General features: G+C 43.2%; 24 protein-coding genes and 2 tRNA genes. 2 read left to right on the top strand and 24 right to left on the bottom strand.

The genetic code is table 11. The features are described 5' to 3' along the window. Positions 1–206: 206 nt before the first annotated feature. From gap to rsgA, 11 genes are all read right to left on the bottom strand, one after another. The gene (gene gap, locus SM121_RS03225; protein WP_003003093.1) at positions 207–1,217 is read right to left on the bottom strand and encodes a type I glyceraldehyde-3-phosphate dehydrogenase; all 1,011 of its coding nucleotides are present in this window, start codon (positions 1,215–1,217) and stop codon (positions 207–209) included. Positions 1,218–1,496: 279 nt separating this feature from the next. Then, on the bottom strand, positions 1,497–3,578 hold the full coding sequence (gene fusA / locus SM121_RS03220) for an elongation factor G (protein WP_003003071.1): 2,082 nt from the start codon (positions 3,576–3,578) through the stop codon (positions 1,497–1,499). 271 nt (positions 3,579–3,849) lie between these two features. Further along, a complete protein-coding gene (gene rpsG, locus SM121_RS03215; RefSeq protein ID WP_003003105.1) occupies positions 3,850–4,320 on the bottom strand; it encodes a 30S ribosomal protein S7 in 471 nt (156 codons plus the stop codon). Between the two features lie 19 nt (positions 4,321–4,339). Next, positions 4,340–4,753, bottom strand: a complete 414-nt coding sequence (gene rpsL / locus SM121_RS03210) for a 30S ribosomal protein S12 (RefSeq protein WP_003003125.1) — start codon at positions 4,751–4,753, stop codon at positions 4,340–4,342. Between the two features lie 205 nt (positions 4,754–4,958). Further along, on the bottom strand, positions 4,959–5,543 hold the full coding sequence (locus SM121_RS03205; RefSeq protein WP_003012477.1) for a hypothetical protein: 585 nt from the start codon (positions 5,541–5,543) through the stop codon (positions 4,959–4,961). A gap of 23 nt (positions 5,544–5,566) precedes the next feature. Continuing rightward, positions 5,567–6,382, bottom strand: a complete 816-nt coding sequence (gene purR, locus SM121_RS03200; protein WP_003012466.1) for a pur operon repressor — start codon at positions 6,380–6,382, stop codon at positions 5,567–5,569. A 132-nt stretch (positions 6,383–6,514) separates the two neighbouring features. Continuing rightward, a complete protein-coding gene (locus tag SM121_RS03195) occupies positions 6,515–7,462 on the bottom strand; it encodes a 3'-5' exoribonuclease YhaM family protein (RefSeq protein ID WP_155127982.1) in 948 nt (315 codons plus the stop codon). Continuing rightward, entirely contained in the window at positions 7,449–8,699 is a 1,251-nt protein-coding gene (locus tag SM121_RS03190) for a DNA recombination protein RmuC (RefSeq protein ID WP_155127979.1), read from the bottom strand. The genes SM121_RS03195 and SM121_RS03190 overlap by 14 nt, the downstream gene beginning before the upstream one ends. 1 nt (position 8,700) lies before the next feature. Continuing rightward, the gene (locus SM121_RS03185) at positions 8,701–9,333 is read right to left on the bottom strand and encodes a thiamine diphosphokinase (protein WP_155127976.1); all 633 of its coding nucleotides are present in this window, start codon (positions 9,331–9,333) and stop codon (positions 8,701–8,703) included. Next, complete coding sequence (rpe, locus tag SM121_RS03180; protein ID WP_320911135.1) at positions 9,326–9,985, bottom strand: ribulose-phosphate 3-epimerase; 660 nt, start codon at positions 9,983–9,985, stop codon at positions 9,326–9,328. Before rpe ends, SM121_RS03185 begins: the two co-directional genes overlap by 8 nt. A gap of 14 nt (positions 9,986–9,999) precedes the next feature. Further along, positions 10,000–10,878 carry a ribosome small subunit-dependent GTPase A gene (gene rsgA / locus SM121_RS03175; RefSeq protein WP_031573894.1) on the bottom strand — a complete coding sequence of 293 codons (879 nt, stop codon included), beginning with the start codon at positions 10,876–10,878 and terminating at the stop codon, positions 10,000–10,002. Between the two features lie 248 nt (positions 10,879–11,126). Between rsgA and SM121_RS03170 the strand changes: the two genes are divergently transcribed. Both SM121_RS03170 and SM121_RS03165 read left to right on the top strand, forming a co-directional pair. After that, positions 11,127–11,209 (top strand) — tRNA-Leu (locus SM121_RS03170). A 4-nt stretch (positions 11,210–11,213) separates the two neighbouring features. Continuing rightward, positions 11,214–11,303, top strand: a tRNA-Ser gene (locus tag SM121_RS03165). Positions 11,304–11,348: 45 nt separating this feature from the next. Here the strand turns inward: SM121_RS03165 and rsmA are convergent. From rsmA to asp5, 13 genes are all read right to left on the bottom strand, one after another. After that, on the bottom strand, positions 11,349–12,224 hold the full coding sequence (gene rsmA, locus SM121_RS03160) for a 16S rRNA (adenine(1518)-N(6)/adenine(1519)-N(6))-dimethyltransferase RsmA (protein WP_320911134.1): 876 nt from the start codon (positions 12,222–12,224) through the stop codon (positions 11,349–11,351). Positions 12,225–12,243: 19 nt separating this feature from the next. Further along, positions 12,244–12,957 carry a dimethyladenosine transferase gene (locus SM121_RS03155; protein ID WP_320911310.1) on the bottom strand — a complete coding sequence of 238 codons (714 nt, stop codon included), beginning with the start codon at positions 12,955–12,957 and terminating at the stop codon, positions 12,244–12,246. Between the two features lie 88 nt (positions 12,958–13,045). Continuing rightward, positions 13,046–14,455 carry an SseB family protein gene (locus SM121_RS03150; RefSeq protein WP_320911133.1) on the bottom strand — a complete coding sequence of 470 codons (1,410 nt, stop codon included), beginning with the start codon at positions 14,453–14,455 and terminating at the stop codon, positions 13,046–13,048. A 132-nt stretch (positions 14,456–14,587) separates the two neighbouring features. Beyond that, on the bottom strand, positions 14,588–15,178 hold the full coding sequence (gene rnmV / locus SM121_RS03145; protein WP_173018869.1) for a ribonuclease M5: 591 nt from the start codon (positions 15,176–15,178) through the stop codon (positions 14,588–14,590). Next, positions 15,150–15,920 (bottom strand): TatD family hydrolase, encoded by a 771-nt coding sequence (locus SM121_RS03140; RefSeq protein ID WP_155127965.1) that lies wholly within the window; start codon positions 15,918–15,920, stop codon positions 15,150–15,152. Before SM121_RS03140 ends, rnmV begins: the two co-directional genes overlap by 29 nt. Positions 15,921–16,045: 125 nt before the next feature. Then, the gene (rpmH, locus tag SM121_RS03135; protein WP_003003086.1) at positions 16,046–16,180 is read right to left on the bottom strand and encodes a 50S ribosomal protein L34; all 135 of its coding nucleotides are present in this window, start codon (positions 16,178–16,180) and stop codon (positions 16,046–16,048) included. 147 nt (positions 16,181–16,327) lie between these two features. After that, complete coding sequence (locus SM121_RS03130; RefSeq protein ID WP_003012463.1) at positions 16,328–16,957, bottom strand: hypothetical protein; 630 nt, start codon at positions 16,955–16,957, stop codon at positions 16,328–16,330. A gap of 78 nt (positions 16,958–17,035) precedes the next feature. Beyond that, complete coding sequence (jag, locus tag SM121_RS03125; protein ID WP_151378923.1) at positions 17,036–17,983, bottom strand: RNA-binding cell elongation regulator Jag/EloR; 948 nt, start codon at positions 17,981–17,983, stop codon at positions 17,036–17,038. Between the two features lie 15 nt (positions 17,984–17,998). After that, the gene (locus tag SM121_RS03120; RefSeq protein ID WP_003015944.1) at positions 17,999–18,814 is read right to left on the bottom strand and encodes a YidC/Oxa1 family membrane protein insertase; all 816 of its coding nucleotides are present in this window, start codon (positions 18,812–18,814) and stop codon (positions 17,999–18,001) included. A 1-nt stretch (position 18,815) separates the two neighbouring features. After that, positions 18,816–19,157: a ribonuclease P protein component gene (rnpA, locus tag SM121_RS03115; protein ID WP_003002960.1), complete on the bottom strand. Its 342-nt coding sequence runs from the start codon at positions 19,155–19,157 to the stop codon at positions 18,816–18,818. A 78-nt stretch (positions 19,158–19,235) separates the two neighbouring features. After that, the gene (locus SM121_RS03110) at positions 19,236–19,913 is read right to left on the bottom strand and encodes a CPBP family intramembrane glutamic endopeptidase (protein ID WP_155127962.1); all 678 of its coding nucleotides are present in this window, start codon (positions 19,911–19,913) and stop codon (positions 19,236–19,238) included. An 85-nt stretch (positions 19,914–19,998) separates the two neighbouring features. After that, positions 19,999–20,892 (bottom strand): TDT family transporter, encoded by an 894-nt coding sequence (locus tag SM121_RS03105; protein ID WP_320911132.1) that lies wholly within the window; start codon positions 20,890–20,892, stop codon positions 19,999–20,001. Positions 20,893–21,256: 364 nt separating this feature from the next. After that, positions 21,257–21,481: an accessory Sec system protein Asp5 gene (asp5, locus tag SM121_RS03100; protein ID WP_003003038.1), complete on the bottom strand. Its 225-nt coding sequence runs from the start codon at positions 21,479–21,481 to the stop codon at positions 21,257–21,259. Position 21,482 lies beyond the last annotated feature (1 nt).

Genomic DNA, 21,482 nt, shown 5'->3' with positions numbered 1-21,482 from the left:
TTTCTTGAGCGATTTCTATTGGCTCCTTTCTTCACGACCTGTAATCGCTTTCATTTCATTGTATTAGAAATCTCCAATCAAGAATAGGATACCCTAATCTATTTAGCACTGTCAATCTATTCTGGCAATTCCTATAATATGATGAGAAAGCCCTAAAAAAAGTACAAAAAAAGAGGAGGTATCCCTCCTCTCTTCATACGCATGAATTATTTAGCAATTTTTGCGAAGTATTCAAGAGTACGAACAAGTTGTGCAGTGTAAGACATTTCGTTGTCATACCATGAAACAACTTTAACCAATTGTTTACCGTCAACGTCAATAACTTTAGTTTGAGTTGCGTCAAACAATGATCCGTAAGACATACCTACAACGTCTGAAGATACGATTGGATCTTCAGTGTAACCGTATGATTCGTTTGAAGCTGCTTTCATAGCTGCATTCACTTCATCAACAGTAACGTTCTTGTCAAGAACAACTACCAATTCAGTAACTGATCCAGTTGGAACAGGAACGCGTTGTGCAGCTCCGTCCAATTTACCGTTCAATTCAGGGATAACCAAACCGATTGCTTTAGCAGCACCAGTTGAGTTAGGAACGATGTTAGCAGCACCAGCGCGTGCACGACGAAGGTCACCTTTACGGTGTGGACCGTCAAGGATCATTTGGTCACCAGTGTAAGCGTGGATAGTAGTCATCAATCCTTCAACAACACCGAAGTTATCTTGAAGAGCTTTAGCCATTGGAGCCAAGCAGTTTGTAGTACATGAAGCACCTGAGATAACTGTTTCAGTACCATCAAGAATATCGTGGTTAGTGTTAAATACGACTGTTTTAACATCTGATCCACCAGGAGCAGTGATAACAACTTTCTTAGCACCACCAGCATGCAAGTGTTTTTCAGCAGCTGCTTTAGTAGCAAAGAAACCAGTTGCTTCAAGAACGATTTCTACACCGTCGTTAGCCCAGTCGATTTGTTCTGGATCGCGTTCAGCAGAAACTTTAACGAATTTACCGTTAACTTCGAATCCACCTTCTTTAACTTCCACAGTACCGTCGAAACGACCTTGAGTTGTATCGTATTTCAACAAGTGTGCAAGCATAACTGGATCTGTAAGGTCGTTGATGCGAGTAACTTCAACACCTTCTACGTTTTGGATACGACGGAAAGCAAGACGTCCGATACGACCGAAACCGTTAATACCAACTTTAACTACCATTCGTGATTTCCTCCTTATGAAAATCAAAAAATTTTTTTGTGAAAAGAGTAACTTGACACAGCGCCAAACATCTTTTAACAGTCTCTATTATATACTTTATTGCATTAAAAAGCAACTATTTCCCAACGAAAAGCAAGATTTATCATAGATCACCACCTCTTTTATTAAAGTTTTTCACAAAGTCTTGATCGATAGTAGGGATGCTTTTTTACTTGCACTCACTTTTTGAACAAAGAAAAACTCTTCCCATTTTGGGAAGAGTTTTTTAGCTTTGGCAAATTAAGCTTCACCTTTAGCTTTTTTAATGATTTCTTCTTGTACTGATTTTGGTACATCTTCGTAGTGGTCAAATACCATCATGAACGTACCACGTCCTTGAGTTGCAGAACGAAGGACAGTAGCGTAACCGAACATTTCAGCAAGTGGCACATAAGCACGAACGATTTGGCTTGCACCGTGTGCTTCCATACCATCTACACGTCCACGACGAGCAGTTACGTGACCCATAACATCCCCAAGGTTTTCTTCAGGAACTGTGATGGTTACAAGCATCATTGGTTCAAGGATAGCTGGTTGTGCAGTCTTAGCAGCTTCTTTAAGTGCAAGAGATGCAGCGATCTTGAAGGCAGTTTCAGATGAGTCGACATCGTGGTATGAACCATCGTAAAGCTTCGCTTTCACGTCAACCATTGGGTAACCAGCAAGAACACCGTTCGCCATAGATTCTTGAAGTCCTTTTTCTACTGCAGGGATGAATTCACGTGGAACCACACCACCGACGATAGCATTTTCGAACTCGAATCCTTTACCTTCTTCGTTTGGAGTAAATTCGATCCAAACATCACCAAACTGACCTTTACCACCAGATTGACGTTTGAAGAATCCACGTGCTTGTGTAGAAGCGCGGAATGTTTCGCGGTAAGATACTTGAGGAGCACCAACGTTAGCTTCAACCTTGAATTCACGTTTCATACGGTCAACAAGGACATCCAAGTGCAACTCACCCATACCAGAGATAACTGTTTCACCAGTTTCAGGGTTTGTTTCAACGCGGAATGTTGGATCTTCTTCAGCCAATTTTTGAAGGGCGATACCCATCTTGTCTTGGTCTGCTTTAGATTTAGGCTCAACCATCAATTGGATAACTGGTTCTGGAACTTCGATTGATTCAAGGATGATTTTTGCTTTTTCATCTGTCAATGAGTCACCAGTTGTAGTATCTTTCAAACCAACGGCAGCAGCGATATCTCCAGAGTAAACTGTTTCGATTTCTTTACGAGTGTTGGCGTGCATTTGAAGGATACGTCCGATACGTTCACGTTTACCTTTAGAAGTGTTCAAGACGTATGAACCTGAGTTCAAGACACCTGAGTAAACACGGAAGAATGTCAAACGACCTACGAATGGGTCAGTCATGATCTTGAAGGCAAGAGCTGCAAATGGCTCTTCATCAGATGCTGGACGTTCTTCTTCTTCGTCTGTATCTGGGTTTACACCCTTGATTGCAGGGATATCAAGTGGGCTTGGAAGGTAGTCAAGGACTGCATCCAACATCAATTGAACCCCTTTGTTCTTGAAGGCTGAACCACAAAGTACTGGGTAGAATTCAACGTTGATTGTAGCTTTACGGATACCAGCTTTCAATTCTTCGTTAGTGATTTCTTCCCCTTCAAGGTATTTCATCATCAAGTCTTCATCAGTTTCAGCAACTGCTTCAACCAATTTTTCACGGTATTCTTGAGCTTGTTCAAGGTATTCAGCTGGAATATCTTCTTCAAGGATATCTGTACCAAGGTCGTTAGTATAGATTTCAGCTTTCATCTTGATCAAGTCAATGATTCCGCGGAAGTCATCTTCAGCACCGATTGGCAATTGAATTGGGTGAGCGTTTGCTTGAAGACGGTCATGAAGTGTGCTTACTGAGTAAAGGAAGTCAGCACCGATTTTATCCATCTTGTTAGCGAATACGATACGTGGAACTCCGTATTCAGTTGCTTGACGCCAAACTGTTTCAGTTTGAGGTTCAACACCTGATTGTGAGTCAAGAACGGTTACAGCACCGTCCAAAACGCGGAGTGAACGTTGAACTTCGATAGTGAAGTCCACGTGTCCTGGTGTGTCGATGATGTTTACACGAGTGTCTTTCCATTGAGCTGTCGTAGCGGCAGATGTGATAGTGATACCACGTTCTTGCTCTTGCTCCATCCAGTCCATTTGTGACGCACCTTCGTGAGTTTCACCGATTTTGTGAATCTTACCAGTGTAGTAAAGGATACGCTCAGTTGTAGTTGTTTTACCAGCATCGACGTGAGCCATGATACCGATATTACGAGTTTTTTCAAGTGAAAATTCGCGTGCCATGAGGTTTGTTTCTCCTATATTTTTTATTTCTATATTCTATTATAACATGATTTAATAAAAACGGATAGGCAGGACCTACCCGTTCTCAGTGTTTTCATGCTAAGTTTTGGTTCCAACTTTTAAGAAGAGTTGAATTGGGTTCAAGAGCTGATCGAGCTCAATTGAACCTGGGCTAAAAGCTCGGAAAATAGATAAGCTTTCCTAGAATCTTTGATTCTTCGTCAAGCTTCCTAATTTCAGTCGCTTTTTTAACGCCCTTAGTATCTTAATCTTACCAGCGGAAGTGTGCGAATGCACGGTTAGCTTCAGCCATACGGTGAGTATCTTCACGTTTCTTAACAGCTGCACCAGTGTTGTTCGCTGCATCCAAGATTTCTTTTGCAAGACGATCAACCATTGTGTGTTCACCACGTTGACGAGCGATTGTTACCAACCAACGAAGTCCAAGTGTTGTACGACGTTCTGGACGAACTTCAACTGGGACTTGGTAGTTAGAACCACCGACACGGCGAGCACGTACTTCAAGTACAGGCATGATGTTTTCCATAGCTGTTTCGAATACTTCAAGAGCATCGTTTCCAGTAGCTTCTTTAATTTGTTCGAAAGCTCCGTAAACGATTGAAGCAGCTGTACCACGTTTACCATCAAGCATAACGCGGTTGATAAGACGAGTAACTAATTGTGAATTGTAAAGCGGATCTGGCAATACATCGCGTTTAGGCGCACGGTTTTTACGACTCATTTTTCTTTATCCCCTTTCCTTATGCTTTTGGTTTTTTAGTACCGTATTTAGAACGGCCTTGTTTACGATCGTTTACACCTGCAGTATCAAGTGCACCACGGACGATATGGTAACGTACCCCTGGAAGGTCTTTTACACGTCCACCACGAAGAAGAACCACGCTGTGTTCTTGCAAGTTGTGTCCGATACCTGGGATATAAGCAGTCACTTCGATCAAGTTGCTCAAACGTACACGGGCAAATTTACGAAGGGCAGAGTTAGGTTTTTTAGGTGTCATTGTTCCAACACGAGTTGCAACACCACGTTTTTGTGGTGAAGAAACGTTTGTTTGAACTTTTTTATGACTGTTGTAACCAACGTTCAAAGCTGGTGATTTAGATTTTTCTACTTTTGATTTACGCGGTTTGCGAACCAATTGGTTAATTGTAGGCATCTACATTCTCCTGTGAAATTTTTTATTTTTGGTGATGGTACACTTGGTGACAGCTACCATCCGTGTGTACTTTTGCAACATTTGTCAGCACGTCCCTGTACACTCTTGAGAGACCAAAAGTAAAAAGTACCGTCTATTATTATAACATGACGGCACTTTGATTGCAAGATGTTTTTTTATTTTTTAAAGAAGTCGAAAAAGTTCACTATTGACCAGCTTGAGCTGGTTCTTCTGCCCCTGTAGCTGCAGCTGGAGCATTCTGTTGTTGCTGTTGTGGTTGAACTGTCGCATTGCCTCCAGCTACTCCAGCATTGGCATTAGCATTGTCATTGGCATTAGCATTCGCGTTTGCGTTCGTGTTGGCATTAGCGTCTGTTTGAGTCTGCTGCGTTGTCACAGTACCACTCTCATAGGTCAGTCCATAATAGTTAGCAATGTATTGGATACGGGCTTCAAGCGATTGCTTTTGAGTTGCATCTTTGACTTTCTTCACAGCAGCCTGGGCAGCGTTCACAGAATCTTGACTTGGAGTTGTTTCCATTTGAACGACTGCTTTTTCAGCAGCTTCTGTATTTTTCTTTTCTTCCTTCTTTTCTTTTTCTTCCTTTGTTTCCTTTTTCACTGGAAGGGAACCTGTTTTTTTAGCAGGTTGAATTTCTGTCGTTACCTGAGCAGCTGTATTCTTTTTAACAGTATACAAGCCAGCTACCAAAATAAAGGATAAGGTAAGAACTGTCACCAAGCGAATCCACAAAGGACTATTATCAAATCGATCTAAAATTCTTTTCACTTTTTGATCCTCCTTTGTTGCTCTTAATCAAAGATATTCCCAACTTCGACACTCAATTTATTTTCTTTTACATCGATGTTGGTCACGCGCAATAAGGATTTGTGTTCAAAGAATTCCCGGTCGGTTGCAGCATTATCTGCAAAGACAGCTACCCCTGCTAATTCAGAATCGAATTCAGCCAAGAGACTGACCATTCCGTTAATCGTTCCGCCACCTTTAAGGAAGTCATCGACAATCAAGACCCGGCTTCCTGCTTTTAGGCTCCGTTTTGAAAGGAACATTTTCTCAATGCGATCTCCACTTGAGCCTGAAACATAGTTGACACTAACGGTTGACCCTTCTGTGATTTTCAAATCACGACGGACAATGACGAATGGAACATTCAAGACATTAGCCACTGCATTCGCTAAAGGAACTCCCTTGGTCGCTACGGTCATGACAGCATCAATCTTCTTATCTCGGAAGGCTTTGGCAATGATGCGTCCGATCCGATTCAAAATCTTCGGATTGCTCAAAAGATCAGACAAGTAAATGTAGCCACCAGGAAGGATACGATCACTTTCAGACAGTTGCTTGCAAAGATCCTCGACGATTTCTTTGGATTCTTGATCTGAGATAGACGGTGTAAAGATCACGCCTCCTCCAGCTCCTGTAATGGTCTCAATATTTCCAATTTCCATCTCTTCAAACGCACGCTTAATGATCACGATATCTTCTGAGATGGAAGACTTGGCAGACTCATACTTTTCCGCAAACGTATTGAGACTAGTCAATTCATAGGGATGGTTGATCAAGTAATTAGAAATCACGACCATCCGTTCACTTCTTCTTAATTTCATTTTCTCACCATGTAGTTTTTTCTATCATTATACCATAAGAACAGAAAAAAACGAACATTCTGATTTACAGAAGGCCGTTTTTTCCTGATTATTTCATTTTTGGCAGAAGCATTCCCGTATTTCTCGCTGTTTTTACTCATCGAGATTCGGTTTATAGAAGGATCTGTTTTCCATAGCAAAGATTTTATTGGTCATTTCTCCAGGACCAATTAAGCCAAGTGCTGTTGTCATCATCATCATTTCTGCATCCAAATTATCGATCATATGAATAATCTCTGCTTCCATGATCTTTGGACGAACAGGACTACCGTATTCGAGCAAGCCATGGTGACTCAAGATCACATGGCGAAGGACGATGACTTCTTCTTTTTGGTCATCAATCTTCAAGTCTTGCAAGACCTTGCTAATTTCTTCATCGATGAGTGCAATGTGGCCGATGAGGTTGCCCCGAACAGTGTATTCTGTATTTTCAGGACCTGTCAACTCGATCACTTTGGCCAAATCGTGTAACATAATCCCTGCAAAGAGCAAGCTCTTATTCAACTGAGGATAGATATCACCGATACTATCTGCCAAGCGGACCATGGTCGCCGTATGATAAGCAAGACCGGCTTCAAAGGCATGGTGGTTGGTTTTAGCAGCTGGATAGCTATAAAACTCTTTCTCATATTTCCCATAGAGGGCACGGACAATCCGTTGCCAGACTGGATTTTCAATTTTGAAAATCATGTTTGACAGGTATTCATGCAATTCCTTAGGGTCTACTGGTGGTTTTTCCTTAAAGTCTGCTGGATTGTTGGGCTCTCCTGCTTGGGGCAAGCGCATGTTTAATTGGTTGACTTGCGGAGTATTATTGTAAACTTCTCGACGTCCAGACATATGGACCACGCGCCCAGCCATAAAACTCTCTACATTGTGAGGTTGGGCATCCCATAGTTTACCTTCGATTGTACCGGTCTCATCCTGGAAGACAAAGGCGAGGTAGTTTTTCCCGGCCCGCGTTTGACGCACTTCTGCTGACTTGATCAAATAGAATCCTTCGAACAATTCATCTTTTTTCATTTGGTTAATTTTGACCATCATCTTCTCCATCTTCTATATATACATCTAGTCCCAGCAGGTCCTCATCGCTTTCGATTTGGCGGAGTGTCCGCTCGATGGCACTGGTCCGTCTGGTTAGCAAATCATCAATATTATTGGAAGCATTCTTTAAATGGCGCTGAGTCTTGGCCAGAATCCCTCCAAACTTATGGAATTCTGATTTGACCGATCCCAACACCTTGCTAATGTCATCTGCACTCTTTTGGATGTTGAGCGTTTTAAAGCCAACAGACAAGGAGTTCAAGAGGGCTGATAAGGTACTTGGCCCAGCCACTAAAATTTGTTCGTCCCGACGCAAGCGATCGAAGAATTCTGGATTGCGAACCACTTCGGAATAGAGGCCTTCGGTTGGCAAAAAGAGAATTCCGAAATTCGTTGTCGCTGGTGGAAAGAGGTATTTTTGTTGGATATCCTTAGCAAAACGCTTGATACTAGCAAGAAGGGCCTTGCGGTAACGCTCGATCTCCTCTTTCTCTCCGGATTCATAAGCTTCTTCCAGACGATAGTAGTCTTCCAGTGGGAATTTAGAGTCAATCGGCAGATAGACTGGCTCCTCTCCTTGTCCTGGAAGCTTAATAGCATACTCCACGCGCTCACTGGATTGGGGAACGGTGACAAACTCCCGCTCATACTGGGCTGGGGTCAAGATATCTTCAATGATTTGACCCAGCTGCAATTCGCCCATAATCCCACGCGTCTTGGTATTGGAGAGAACTTTATTAAGAGTTCCGACATCCCGCGCCACTGTCTGCATTTCTCCCAACCCTTTGTTGACCGACTCCAATTGTTTTGAAACCGTCTCAAAGGAGGTCTGCAAACGGTGCTGCAAGGTTTTCTCCAATTTTTCTTCTACCGTTTGGCGCATCTGTTCTAGCCGCACTTCGTTGGACTCTTGGATCTGGCGCATGCGCTCATCTGTTTTGTCCCGATTTTTAGTAAAGTGCTCATTCATCTCAGCGCGCAGAGCCGTCGTCTGCTGGTGGATCTCCACTCGCATCTCGGTTAAGCGATCTGTCAGGGTGATCTCTAACTGCTGATTGGCAATCTGGCTTGCTTGTCTTTCTTTTTCAAAACGATAGTCCAACTGGTCTGTCAAATGATCCTCATGGTCTTCCAGCATCTCTCGTAAAGCCGGTCTTGTGTCATCTGACCGTTGCAAAAAATAGATGAGGAGACCCAGATTGAGCAGGCCAATCAGAAGCAGAATGATATTCATATTAACCTCTGTCTTTACTATAAACAATGACAAGATAGCCACGATCAAGACTCACTTGAATCGGTTGATCCAAAAATTCATTGGAGCCATACATGGCCTTCAAAAAATAATTCTCCTGATGGAGCGGATACTTGGCCCCTGTGATTTCTAGGCGACCTTCTCCAACAGGCATAAAACCAATATAGGACATGGCTGGATCTGGCTGAATCTCATGGCAGCCAGCTGGTCTGTAGATCAAGCGATTTTGACCATCGACTAATTGAATCTGCTCTATATAAGGAGCTAGGTCTGGATCGGTCGGCAAAAAGATATTGGACAAAAAGTGATCCAAGCGACCGCCAAAGGCACCATAAACGGTGACAGCAGCATCTGGATAGGCCTCAAAGGCCACTTTCAAAGCCAATTCCAAATCCGTATCGTTCTTTTCAGGGACGGATTGAACAACCTGCTTGGCTTGGGTTCGGATCTGGCGCAAATCGGTCTCAGAGACAGAATCGAAATCCCCCACAGCTATATCTAAAGGCAGACCTTGTTCCAGTAACTTCAAACAGCCACCATCAACGCCTACATAAACGTCATGATCTCTCGGCAAGAGCGTGCTGTCACCTCCTGCCAGTATTGCGATGTTACCCATTTACAGCATCTCGGAGCGTTTGAACGCGCTCATTAACATCTCCATTAAAGACATAAGAGCCTGCTACAAAGACATTGGCCCCTGCTTCTTTTGCTTGGGAAATAGTTTGGCCATCAATTCCACCATCCACTTCGATATCAAAGTCTAAGCCTTTTTCTTCACGAAGAGCGGCTAATTCGCGCACCTTGTCCATGGTTTCAGGCAAGAAGGCTTGACCACCGAATCCTGGATTAACGGTCATGACCAAGACTTGGTCCACCAAGTTCAAGACATGTTTGATACTGTCTACAGGAGTCCCTGGGTTGATCACGACACTAGCCTTCACACCTGCTTGACGAATTTTTTGAAGAGCTCCGTGAATATGGGGAGTAGCTTCTACGTGGATGCTGATGATATCAGCACCTGCACGGGCAAATTCTTCGATATGGTGTTCGGGATTGGTGACCATCAAGTGGCAATCAAAGACCAACTTGCTATGCGGACGCATGCTCTCTACGACACCAGCTCCAAAGCTGATATTGGGCACAAAATGGCCATCCATGACATCGATATGGGCATAGTCAGCTCCTGCAGCTTCTAAGCGTTTCAATTCACTTTCAAAATTAGCATAATCGGCACTCAAAATTGAGGGTGCAATTTTCGTTGTTTTCATCGTTGTAGTGTCTCCTATTTTGGCATTTTTTTCGAAACTTTTTTATAGGTTTCGCGACGGTTTTCAATCTCACTTAGAAATTGCAAGTAATCCTCATAACGGAAAGGCGCAATTTCCTCTCTTTCAACGGCTGGTTTCACCGCACAAGCGGGCTCATGCGTGTGGGTACAGGTACGAAATTTACAAGAATGGCTCACATCGGCGATCTCCGGAAAGGCTTGATTTAAGTCTTCACTGGTTGTCACTTCATAATCAAGGGAGGAGAAGCCTGGCGTATCTGCGATCTTTCCTCCATTTAGATGGTAAAAGCTGACAGCTCGGGTCGTGTGTCGACCGCGCCCCAGACTATCTGAAATCTCACCCGTTTCAAGCTCTAGATCCGGAGCGATTTTATTGAGCAAGGTCGATTTTCCTACACCGGTCTGTCCCATAAAGACCGTGGTTTGATTGGTCAAAAGGGGCAAGAGTTCCTCAATCGACAAGACAAAATCATAGCCAATAGCCTGATAGATTCCTTGGTAGTAGTGGATGTCTTCCATATCTTCTAGCAAGTCCAGTTTTGAAATATAGACAATGGGATGAATCCCCTTATGCTCCAAAAGAACCAGAAAACGGTCTAAAAGATTGGCGTTGAAATCTGGCTCCTTAGCTGACATAATCACTACTGCCTGATCAATATTGACAATAGGAGGGCGCACGAGGCTATTTTTTCGAGGCGCAATGCTCAAGATGTAGCCTTCTGAATTCTCTTCAGCAGAGAATTCTACCTGATCCCCCACATAAGGAGTCTGTCCTTTTTTTCTAAAATTTCCACGAGCCCGTGTCTGATAAATGTGACCGTCTGACTCCACATAGTAAAAGCCAGCCAAGGCCTTGACGATGGTTCCTTGCAAATCGCACTCCTTTGAGATTAATACTATCTATTATACCAAAAAATGAGAAATAAGGCTGGATTGCTCTATAAGAAAAACGCAAATAGAAACCCTCCTGTTGATTTAAGAAATGAACTTGACCGTTTTGTTGAATGCATAGGAACAGAAGATGGAACGCCCATTATGAAATGTCTTTTAGCGGATATAGGGAGAAGGAGCCTTCCTTTTTTTCTTTGGCATTTTTCCTAAAAAGTGTATAATAGAACTATGCGGAGGTGGTGGAACGGCAGACACGCATGCTTCAGGCGCATGTGCCCCTTCGGGCGTGAGGGTTCAAATCCCTTTCTCCGCATCTTGGAAAGGTGGCCCAGCTCGGTACGGCACCGGACTCGAAATCCGGCAAGTGGATTTTTATTCACGCGCGGGTTCAAATCCCGTCCTTTCCTTCTACAACAAACAAGACATGAGCTACGAAGCTCATGTCTTTTCTGTTACTTTATTCCTGCTTCTAGAAGGCCATCTGCTAGACGAGCAAAGTCTTCTAAGCTAAGAGATTCTCCTCGTACAGATGGTTTCAATCCAGCTGCTTGGATCCCTGCTTCCAGTTTAGCCTTTACTTCTTCGGTCTTTCCAAAGCGACTGGTCAAGTTGTTCCAAAGTGTTTTGCGGCGGTGGACAAAGCTAGCCTTGCTGACAGAGAAGAAGAAATCTTCATCCTTGACTGCTACTGCTGGTTCTTCGCGACGGACCATCTTGAGGATGGCAGAGTCGACATTTGGTGCTGGCACAAAGACGGTGCGGGGCACGATAAAAGCTACCTTAGCGGTCATATAGTATTGGACTGCAATGGATAAAGAACCATAAGCCTTGGTGTTGGGCTCAGCTGAGATGCGGTCTGCCACCTCTTTTTGCATCATGACCACAAATTCTTGGAAAGGAATCTTGGATTCGATCAAGTGCATCAAAATCGGAGTCGTAATGTAGTAAGGAAGGTTAGCCACCACCTTGATCGGAAGGTCTGGATTTTTAAACTCTGCGATGTACTGGTTGAGGTCTACCTTGAGGATGTCTTGGTTGACAACCGTTACATTGCCAAACTCCCGCAAGGTATCCGCTAAGATGGGAACCAAACGGTCATCAATTTCAAAGGCCATGACTTCTGCGGCATTTTCCGCCAAGAACTCAGTAAGTGCTCCAATTCCAGGACCGATTTCGATGACATTGACCTGCTTATCAATCTCTGCCGTATCCACAATTTTTTGAAGGATGTTGGTATCGGTCAAGAAGTTCTGACCGAAGGATTTTTTAAAGGTAAATCCGTGACGCTCCAGCACTGCCTTGGTCACGCTATAATCTGCAATTCTCATGTATTCTCTTTTCTATTTATTAGCTAAAAACAATATATAAAATCCACATAATTCCTAGTGCCAACAAAATCCAAAACACTAAAAGAACACGAGACTTGTTCCCTTGTGAATCGGCTCCAGTCATATCGAGCGCTTTCTTATCTTCTTGGGGATTCATTTTCTTCAGTTCATCCTGATAGGCAACCGAATCTAGAATATTGTCTTCTGGCAATAATTCTGAAGCATAATAATCAGGAAAGCCCATAGCAAGACCAATTAAGTTCTTTTCTGTCAAAGAAAAATCTAAATCTTTGGGTTGATTTTCCCGAATAGCTCGTATATTTTTTAACAGTTTATCAGAAACAACAGACACTTGGTCCATAAAAACAACATCTAAGACATCATATCCGAGCACATCATCATCTTTTACGTTTGCAAGAATATAACGAACAAAGGCATCATATAATTGTAAGGTCTGAGAAGCATTTTCTTCTAAAAAAGACCGGTTTTGGAGGGCGTTTTGCTGGAATTTTTCAATAGGAAGCAAGATATCTACATTCTGCTCTTGGTAAAATCTTTCTGCTTGTTCTTCATCTTCTTCAAGTTCTTCTGCTGTTTCCCAGAGAGCAATAGGAGCTTTTAAATCTTCTTCATCCCAAAACAATTGCCAAAAATAAGGTATCGTGTAAATTCCCTCTGTTAAGATACGAGCTTCATCTCCGTTTTTTAAGTAAATATAACTTCTATTCGCCATTCCATTTCCTTTCAAAATCTTTGAAAAAGGGTAGTGGTTCAGGTAAGATGTAGATAAAACTATATAGTTTCCCAATGAAAGAAACTCTCTAATCTTTATCTCTGCCTTCCAGTTCCTCACTAAACTGTTGCATTTCCTTAAAAGCTGTTAGGCTAACATAGGCACCTGCTTCATAATACTCCGTTGGGTTTATGGCATAGTCAAAGCCTTCAATCATACCGCCAGCTTCTTCAATCATGCCATTCCACTTTTCATCAAAGACCATTCGCAGACGTTTCCAATCAGTAAATACCGGCACAGAGTTGCGCCCATCTTTTCCTTCTCTGACTGGGATGCTGAACTTAGCGTCTTCTTTCAATACAAAGGAGTTGGCTCCCTGACTCTTATCGGGGAATCCCGAAGTAGCATTTAAAGGAATGAGGAGTTTGGCTTTTGGCATGGCTGCTGAGAAGAATTTATAATAGAGCTTATATATTACTTCTTCGTCATCTGTTGTAGGCTTATCCATCTGCCCCATCAACAGCATCCATCTTACAATATCAGGATTCATAACAGGAACTTGTATCTCTGGTAGGTTCGAAAAATCTGGTTTTTGAACCAAAACAGAAGCACTAATGCTGACTTCCTTGGTATTAAAGGCTGCTCCCAAAGCTCCATTTAAGTAAAAGGCTGTCCCAAGAAAATTCTCAATTCCTTTTTTATCTGCTGTATTTTCAATCAGTTTCACAACTGAATTTGGTCGACGATCAATGGTTTCCTTAAATTGGTGATACCAACGCGGCGTATATAGCATGATCATCGGGTCTGAACAGAGATAGCCCTCTTCACCTTTATCATAGGTCGTTGAGAAAAGATACGCTTCCCCCGTTTTTTCTGAAAAGACCGCGTAAATCGAATCTGCTGCTAACAACTTGTCCTTGACGATTTCTGCTAGGCGTTCTAGCTTTCGAGTGTTAGCTTGATAGCTTTCTTCACTTTCCGTTTTCTGATTTTGACGGCACTCCCATAAAAAGAGGCGCAATATTTCTATGCTATCATCAAGACTAGCGGCTTGATAGTCTTCATTGGACATTTGACCTTTTTGGACAATTACAAACGCGTTATAAAGAGCATCTGTATAGCTTGATAGCCGTTGTTCCTCATCGACACCATAACTATAGAGAACACTTCCCTTTTTAAGATTAACCAAGGAAGTTTCCATATCGATGACCAAATGAGCTAGAGATTCATCCGTGAGAACATCTACATCCTTATTTTGATTAATGAGTTTTTTCACGACTACAGAACCAAGTGCGTCCATACCTCGATCGGGATTGCAAAATTGCAGACAATCCCCAACCTTGAGTCCGCCCTCTAAGCTCCCAATAATCAATAACTCATTCGTCTCCTTTATCGGAAATAGTTCTAGAACTCCCAAGCATGTTTTGTCAATTGACTCTACTGTTTTGTTTGTTGCTTCAGTTGTTTCTGTCTTTTTTAAAAAATCGAAGATTCCCATAAATTATCCTCATTATCTACACTCATAACAAATCCTATGGAGTCACTTTTCTAATGCTTGCAACCAAGTCTGATTAAACCGTATATACTTACTTCTATTGTGTCATCTTCCCCTTGCTTTTTGGGGAGTTTCTCAATTCTCATAACTTTTCATGGTAGCTTCAACCTCAGCCAAACTAATTCCAAACAACTCCAAGCGTTTGAGTAATTGCTTGCCATTGCAGTAGCCGATGCGCAAGGCTTCTCCTAGATATTCCCGCCGTTTGCGACTATCGCTTCCCATCAACAGTCCAAGCCGCATCAAGTCGGTCTTTGTGATATCAAAGAAATTTTCATCTTCGTAAGACCCGACCAGTCCAGCTAGGGCTTTTTCTAAATCTTCAAAGTTCGCATGCTCCACTCCAAGAGAACGCCCCTTGGTCTTGGATTTGGGGACTGCTTCACCACGATTTAAAAAGGCATGTTTGGCTTGGGGCACCTCTTGCATAATGATCTTGCGAATGCGCTCGCCATTGTAGTCTGGATCGGTAAAGACAATGACCCCACGCAACTCCTGCAAGGTAGCAATTCGTTCCAAGTCATCTTGATCGATCGCAGAACCTCGCGTTTCATAGGTATCCACCTCATAAAAACGACGGAGATTGGCTGTGTCGTCCTTGCCCTCCACGACAATCACTTCTGGTATTTTTCTTTTCTCAGTCAAGGTCAAATACCTTTCTTGCATTGTCATAGGTTGCCTGAGCCACTTCTTCTGTTGTTAAGCCACGTAGTCCTGCAATGAAGTCTACTACATAACGAGTGTAGGCTGTTTTATTTTCCCGACCACGTTTGGGAACTGGCGCCAGATAAGGGGCATCTGTTTCAACCAAGATCTTGTCTAACGGAAGGCCAGCTGCCGCTTCTTGGACATCTGTGGCTTTCTTAAAAGTGACCACTCCAGAAAAGGAGATCATCATTCCCAAATCCATGAAGCGTTTAGCTTCTTCTAAACTTCCTGAGAAAGAATGCATGATCCCACCGCGAGGCCCGACTCCTTCACTCTTGATGATGGCATAAGTATCTTCTAAAGCATCGCGTGTATGCACCACAAAGGGGAGGTCCAAGTCCTTAGACAATTGAATCTGACGACGAAAAACCTTTTCTTGGACGTCTTTTGGCGCTGTCATCCAGTGGTAATCCAGACCGATTTCTCCGAGTGCGACGACTTTGGGATGTTTTAGCTGTTCAAGTAAATAGGCCTCCACTTCAGGAGTATAATCGCCCGCCTCAGTGGGGTGCCAACCAAGCGTGAGATAGAGTTCTGGATATTGATCTGCCAACTCCATGGCACGCTCAATCGTCGGTTTGTCAAAACCAACGATATTGTGGGCTACAACACCCATTTCCTTGGCCAAGTCAAGCTCCTCTTGTTCTTTTCCTGCGAATTCTTCCACATTGAGATGAGTGTGGGTATCAAAAATCTGCATGATCTTCCTTTTCTTCCGAGTTTTTCTTCTTTCTATTATAGCAGAAAGCGCCTCTAAATTCACTTTCGGACAAAACAAAAACCAGTAGTCTCGAGTTTCTACTGGTTTTTAGGTTTTTATCTGAATTAAGCAGCCAAAACTTTGCGTCCTTTACGACGACGAGCTGCCAATACGCGACGACCATTTTTAGTTGCCATACGGTGACGGAAACCATGTTTGCGCGCACGACGAAGTTTACTTGGTTGATAAGTACGTTTCACGATGAATACCTCCTCATAGATTTTGTATTCGTTTAGCCGGCTAGTTGTGATCAGTTACTAAACATACTTTACCATTCTATCGGATTCAGCTCTATTTGTCAATAGCTATGGCAAAATTGTTACAAATACAGGTTGGAGAAAACCTTTCTACACCTGACGGGTTGCCAAGTAATAGGGTTCCAGAGCCACCAGCGCCTCTTGCAACTGTTCCAGGATATCCTCAAGAGAACCTTCCTCGACTAGAGAAACATCGTATTTGACGAGGACCTTACGAACCGTTCCGTCTGCTACTGCTTGTAACAGATCATGGCGATTCTTTTCTGTTCCCTCTACCCTTTGACTCTCTCCATTTTTCTGGGCGAAATAATAAACTGGCTGAGTGATGGGAAGGGTGAGAACCTTGTGTTGTTTTTGAAGGCTCTGCTCGTCTTTTTTTCGCTCGATAAAGCTCACCTCTAAGGAAACACCAAAATCAGCTGCATCCCCATAAAGCCTCAAGGCAAACATGGGCTCTGCCATCGTCCCTTCGCCTCTTAGATAAGCCCAAAAATGAGGCCGCAAAATTTGAGCCTGGTTCATCCATTGGCTAGTCCGATCTTGCTCTAAGTAGGGGTGACGCTTCTGAAAGGCTGAGACTAAATCGGTGAATTCCTTACGAGCCGCTTGAGCTAGGGCACGATACTGCTCCATCTCTGAGGCTAGCACGCCTGCCTTCGCTGGGGCCTGGTAGTGAATTCCTTGAAGCTTTAAAAACTCTCGAATCGCTGCAAATGTCATCTGCTTCCTTTCTAATCATAACAAAAAAGGAGAGATCGGCTCAATCCCGTCTCTCCCTTATGGGAAATAATAGCTAGATTATCCTTCGATGTCTACCACCACGTAACGGTTTGGTTCTTCCCCTTCAGAGTAGCTAGTGACTCCTTCCATCTTAGAGACGATACGGTGAATGATTTTGCGTTCACTGTTTGACATCGGATCTGTCTGTTGGGCTTGCCCATCTTCGAGGGCACGCGTTGCTAACTTCTGAGCATAGCTTTGAAGAACTTCTGCCCGGTGTTCTACATAGTCATTAACATTAATGGTAATGTAAAAATTCTTTGAGTAGCGGTTATAGAGGTAATTTTGCGCCAAAAGTTGAAGAGCCTTCAAGACTTTTCCGTGGTACCCAATGACACGTCCTGGTTCATTGGTATCAATTTGCATATTGACCGTACGGCGGTTGTGACTACTTGAGATAGTCGCATCCACATCCATTTCATCGAGCACTGTTTGAACATAGGCTGTCACATCAGCTACGACTTCTTCGATATTGTAGTTTTCCTCTACTTCGATACCAAGATTTGAGAAATCAGATTCACTTGATTCTTTTGTCGCTGGTTCTTTGACTTTTTCAAGGATATGTTCATGCCCTTTTTCTTCAAGAACGGTATCTGCTTCTTTGTCATGTTTCAGGATTTCTGTCTTGATTTCTTCAGAGACAACTTCTCCTTCTTCTTCGACCTTTTTGATCGCTGCTACGACGCGTCCGAGATCAACCGTTGCTTCGCTCACAGTCTTAACCGGTTCGTTTTGCGCATTGATCTCATCTGGGACACCTTTGACAGCTTTTTGATTGGCTTTCACAACAGTTGTTTCTGCAATCGGCTCAATCTCTACTTGGGCTGGTTTTTTCCCAAACAAGCCAAGAAAACCTTTCTTTTCACGCGCTACAACCGTAATATGTGCCTTCATACGAGGAATATCTAAATCGTTCAGACCTTTTTGAATCGCTTCTTCAACAGTTGCTCCAGTATATAGGACCATATGTCCACCTCTTTCTTATTTTTTCTTTTTCTGTGCTTTGTTTAGGGCACGGCGTTTTTGTTTTTCCATGTCGCGCGAAGCTTGCTCTTTTGCTTCACGCTCTGCAATAATCTTGAAGGGGTTGTTCAAGAGATAGGTTTGCCCGACTTGGTAAGCATTGGAAGTCACCCAGTATAGTGCGACCCCGCTGGCTGAGAACAAGGCAAAGAAGAAGATCATCACAGGCATCACATACATCATGGTTGTCGCACTACCATTGCGCTCTGGCATGGCTTTATTGGTCAACCAACTGCTGAAAAATGTGAAGAGTGCTGCAAGAACCGGCAAGATATAAGTCGGATCAATCGCACCAAGGTCCAACCAAAGGAAGTGACCGACTTTAAGAAATTCGACACGGCTCAGCGCTTGGAACAAGGCCATCAAGACCGGCATCTGGATTAAGAGAGGAAGGAAGGCTGAAGACGTTTTGACGCCTTTTTCCTTGTAAAGGGCCCGCATCTCTTCAGAAAGCTTGGTCCGACTATCAAGATCCTTCCCAGGATACTTAGCTTGCAATTCCTTGAGGAGGGGTTGAATTTCCTGCATTTTGCGGGTTGAATTCATTTGATATTGGAAGAGAGGCAAGAGGACCGTCCGGATGACAATGGTAAAGACGATAATCCCTACACCGATACTTCCACCAAAGGACAAGAAGCGGATAGCTTCTGCAAAGAAGTAGACGAAGCGTTCCCAACCACCCGTCGACTGAGCTGTCACTTGAGAGGTTCCACAAGCTGTCAAGACCAATAAGGCCGCTCCTAATAATCCAGTTAACTTCAGTTTCTTTTTCACATTATTCCCTTTCTTGGTAGACATGTGCTAATTTTAAGACATGTACAAGATTTTTCTCTACTTGATGAAAGTCGAGTTCCTCCACTCCTTTACGAGCAATGACAACAAAATCATCGGTCGTAAGGAAGGCTTGGTGTTTGATCAAAACATGGCGAATCAAACGTTTGATGCGATTTCTGGTCACAGCATTTCCCAGTTTCTTACTAACAGACAGGCCGACTCGAAAATGCGGTTGGTCTTTGCGCAAGCGGTAAACAACGAATTTCCGATTGGCAACATTTTGACCACTTTTAAAAATAGCATTAAAATCTTTGTCACGTTTGACGCGGTAGCTTTTTTTCAAACCTCAACTCCCTCTATTAAATTTATTCTATTATACCATATTTTCAAAAAAAACCAATCTCACTCAGGAAATCGGTTGCTACTTAAATACAGATAAAAGTAAAGGCAAGGTGTAGTAGAGATTGAGCAAGATATGAGCTAAAATTGGAGAAAGGAGCGTCTTACTCCGATAATACAGGATCCCAAAAATCACACTCGGCAGGAGATAGATGATAGAAGCTCCTAGCGAAAAGGGATTGTGAAGAAAATGTAGGCCACTGTATATGAGGGCTGGAAGCCAAATCTCAGCATAGAGTTTCCAGCCTTTGAGGTAGGCATTCACCAAGGCTCCACGAAAGATCAGCTCTTCTGTCACTGGCCGGATGACGACCATTGCGATCACTAGGATAAGCACCCCTGTGGGGCTAATTTCCCGTGGAAACAGACTCAAAACGGCCGCCCGTCCTTGGACAAAACCACTGATGAAGTAGTCCAACCAGTAAACCAAACAAGCCGCAAAAACGGCTTCTATCAGAGCTTGAAAAGGGTTCTTCCCCAGCTTAAACTGCGCTTTTTTAGAAAAACGGTAGACCAAAAATCCTGTAAAGACTGCATAGAGGCCTTCTAGGCCAAATAAGGTCCAATAATAGCTATTGGCACTTGCTACACTATTGGAGACATACTGGGCCAAGGGGCGAAATTGAGGCCGAACATAAAAATAAAACAAGAGCAGAAAGAGGGGATAAAGCAGTGAGAGCTTTCCTTTGATGAATTTCATAGATACCTTTCCTATAAAGTATGACAAATCGTATAGTGCATCTTACCATAATCGTGACTAGGTTTCAATGAAAAAGGATGACTTCCTACTCTCTGAGATAGGCCACATAACCACCTAAGACAGCGACTAAAATCAAGAGACAAAGAAGAGTTTCCATCCATACGAGACCTGTCAAGAAAGGCAGTTGCAATAAGCCTTGGGCCATTTTCAAAGAGGTCGCTGTGATGACTGTTAGAAAGGTCAGCGCTGAAAAAGCAGGTTGAAAACCTTCTTTGATCATTTTCGGTAGGCGCGTCAAAACAAAGAAATAAAAACCTTGCGAGGCCACTACCATGATCAGTAAGAACCAGACAGGAAGGCTTGCTCCACCCACACGAACCAGAGCTGCTAACAGAAGGGAAAATGGAGCGCAATAGATGCCTTCTTGGCCCAACAGATGACTGGGTAAGGGAGACTGCTTCAAATCATGATAGATAAGGGGATAAAGAAGAAAGGTCAAACCAAAACCAATCACTAAAGCGAAATAAGCAATCCCCCTAATTCCCACAACGGGATAGGTCAAAGCTGCTACTGCAATGCCCACATAGAGAACGGTCCAACTGGGAGTGGCATTGGCTCTTGGTCGCGCTAGGACATGGGTCTTGGTAAAATAGAGAATTAAGCCCAGGTCCAAGAGAAAGGCAGACCACCAGACCAACTGTGATAGACCTCCAAAGGCAGGAAAGAGGCGCAAAAGATAGGTGGATAGAATCATCCCTGCCATGGGAAAAGTCGCCATCCCAGATAAAAGAGCTGGTTGTTGGAGTTCTATCTTGGTTTCTTGCCAACGAATCGCATGATAAACGACAAAGAAAAACCAGAAGAACAAACCTGTCAGACTAAAGGCATGGGCAAGGAAGGGTAGCGAGTCTGCGAGAAGGTTTCCAGCGCCAACCAGTCCTAACAGACAGCCTGAAAATACTAAGGGGATCTTTTTCATCGGAAGCTCCAATCATGTTGTCGCTTTCAGTATACCATAAAAGAGAAGGAAGCAGGATAAAAAAAGAGATTGGGACAGAAATCGGTAATTCGTTAGAATTCGATTTCGTCGTCCCACCTCCGCACAGTTGAGTAGGGCTGTAAAAGCTGATGAAATCAGCGTAGTAGAGCCCATCAACCTCTGCGTCTTGATCGACAATCCAAAAATAATTGAGAGGCTAGGACTTTTGTCCCAGCCTCTTCAAATTGTAGATATCTCTTTAATTTTTTAAGTATCATTTAGGTTGCATTATGTAAGAAACAGATGGATTACATTCTAAAAGAAGTCGGAGAATACCAACTTCTTTTATCCATTCTATTAGAAACTAGGCCTGTACGACCATCATATAAAGAAATAAGGATACGAGAAAGACGATACTAACAACAAGGGTCGCTAACTTGAGTCCACGGTGAGACCGCCAGTAACTTGGCTTTCCTAGGTTACTGGTCGCATCTGTTGAAAGCGATTGTTGTTGGCGAGGCTGCAGGGTGATCAGAACTACAAGAGCGAGGGATAAGATCGAGATCCCGATTGCAAATACCATTTCCATC

It is taken from the genome of Streptococcus sp. S1, from assembly GCF_034137685.1.
Taxonomy (GTDB): domain Bacteria; phylum Bacillota; class Bacilli; order Lactobacillales; family Streptococcaceae; genus Streptococcus; species Streptococcus dentalis.
Note: the sequence above shows the minus strand (reverse complement) of the source record. Positions and strands in the feature narration are given on the sequence as shown.

Coding starts and splice junctions, on each gene's coding strand:
- rpsG (WP_003003105.1), bottom strand. CDS start 4,320: ATGAGTCGTAAAAACCGTGCGCCTAAACGCGATGTATTGCCAGATCCG.
- SM121_RS03130 (WP_003012463.1), bottom strand. CDS start 16,957: ATGACATTTGCAGCGATTCGAGAGTTTTTAAAGCTTCAAGGAATTCAC.
- SM121_RS03150 (WP_320911133.1), bottom strand. CDS start 14,455: ATGGGAATCTTCGATTTTTTAAAAAAGACAGAAACAACTGAAGCAACA.
- asp5 (WP_003003038.1), bottom strand. CDS start 21,481: ATGGAAATGGTATTTGCAATCGGGATCTCGATCTTATCCCTCGCTCTT.
- SM121_RS03185 (WP_155127976.1), bottom strand. CDS start 9,333: ATGGGTAACATCGCAATACTGGCAGGAGGTGACAGCACGCTCTTGCCG.
- rsmA (WP_320911134.1), bottom strand. CDS start 12,224: ATGAGAATTGCAGATTATAGCGTGACCAAGGCAGTGCTGGAGCGTCAC.
- SM121_RS03190 (WP_155127979.1), bottom strand. CDS start 8,699: ATGAATATCATTCTGCTTCTGATTGGCCTGCTCAATCTGGGTCTCCTC.
- SM121_RS03105 (WP_320911132.1), bottom strand. CDS start 20,892: ATGAAAAAGATCCCCTTAGTATTTTCAGGCTGTCTGTTAGGACTGGTT.
- SM121_RS03195 (WP_155127982.1), bottom strand. CDS start 7,462: ATGGTCAAAATTAACCAAATGAAAAAAGATGAATTGTTCGAAGGATTC.
- jag (WP_151378923.1), bottom strand. CDS start 17,983: ATGGTCCTATATACTGGAGCAACTGTTGAAGAAGCGATTCAAAAAGGT.
- rpe (WP_320911135.1), bottom strand. CDS start 9,985: ATGAAAACAACGAAAATTGCACCCTCAATTTTGAGTGCCGATTATGCT.
- SM121_RS03155 (WP_320911310.1), bottom strand. CDS start 12,957: ATGGCGAATAGAAGTTATATTTACTTAAAAAACGGAGATGAAGCTCGT.
- SM121_RS03110 (WP_155127962.1), bottom strand. CDS start 19,913: ATGAAATTCATCAAAGGAAAGCTCTCACTGCTTTATCCCCTCTTTCTG.
- rpsL (WP_003003125.1), bottom strand. CDS start 4,753: ATGCCTACAATTAACCAATTGGTTCGCAAACCGCGTAAATCAAAAGTA.
- rnmV (WP_173018869.1), bottom strand. CDS start 15,178: ATGCAAGAAAGGTATTTGACCTTGACTGAGAAAAGAAAAATACCAGAA.
- SM121_RS03140 (WP_155127965.1), bottom strand. CDS start 15,920: ATGCAGATTTTTGATACCCACACTCATCTCAATGTGGAAGAATTCGCA.
- fusA (WP_003003071.1), bottom strand. CDS start 3,578: ATGGCACGCGAATTTTCACTTGAAAAAACTCGTAATATCGGTATCATG.
- purR (WP_003012466.1), bottom strand. CDS start 6,382: ATGAAATTAAGAAGAAGTGAACGGATGGTCGTGATTTCTAATTACTTG.
- gap (WP_003003093.1), bottom strand. CDS start 1,217: ATGGTAGTTAAAGTTGGTATTAACGGTTTCGGTCGTATCGGACGTCTT.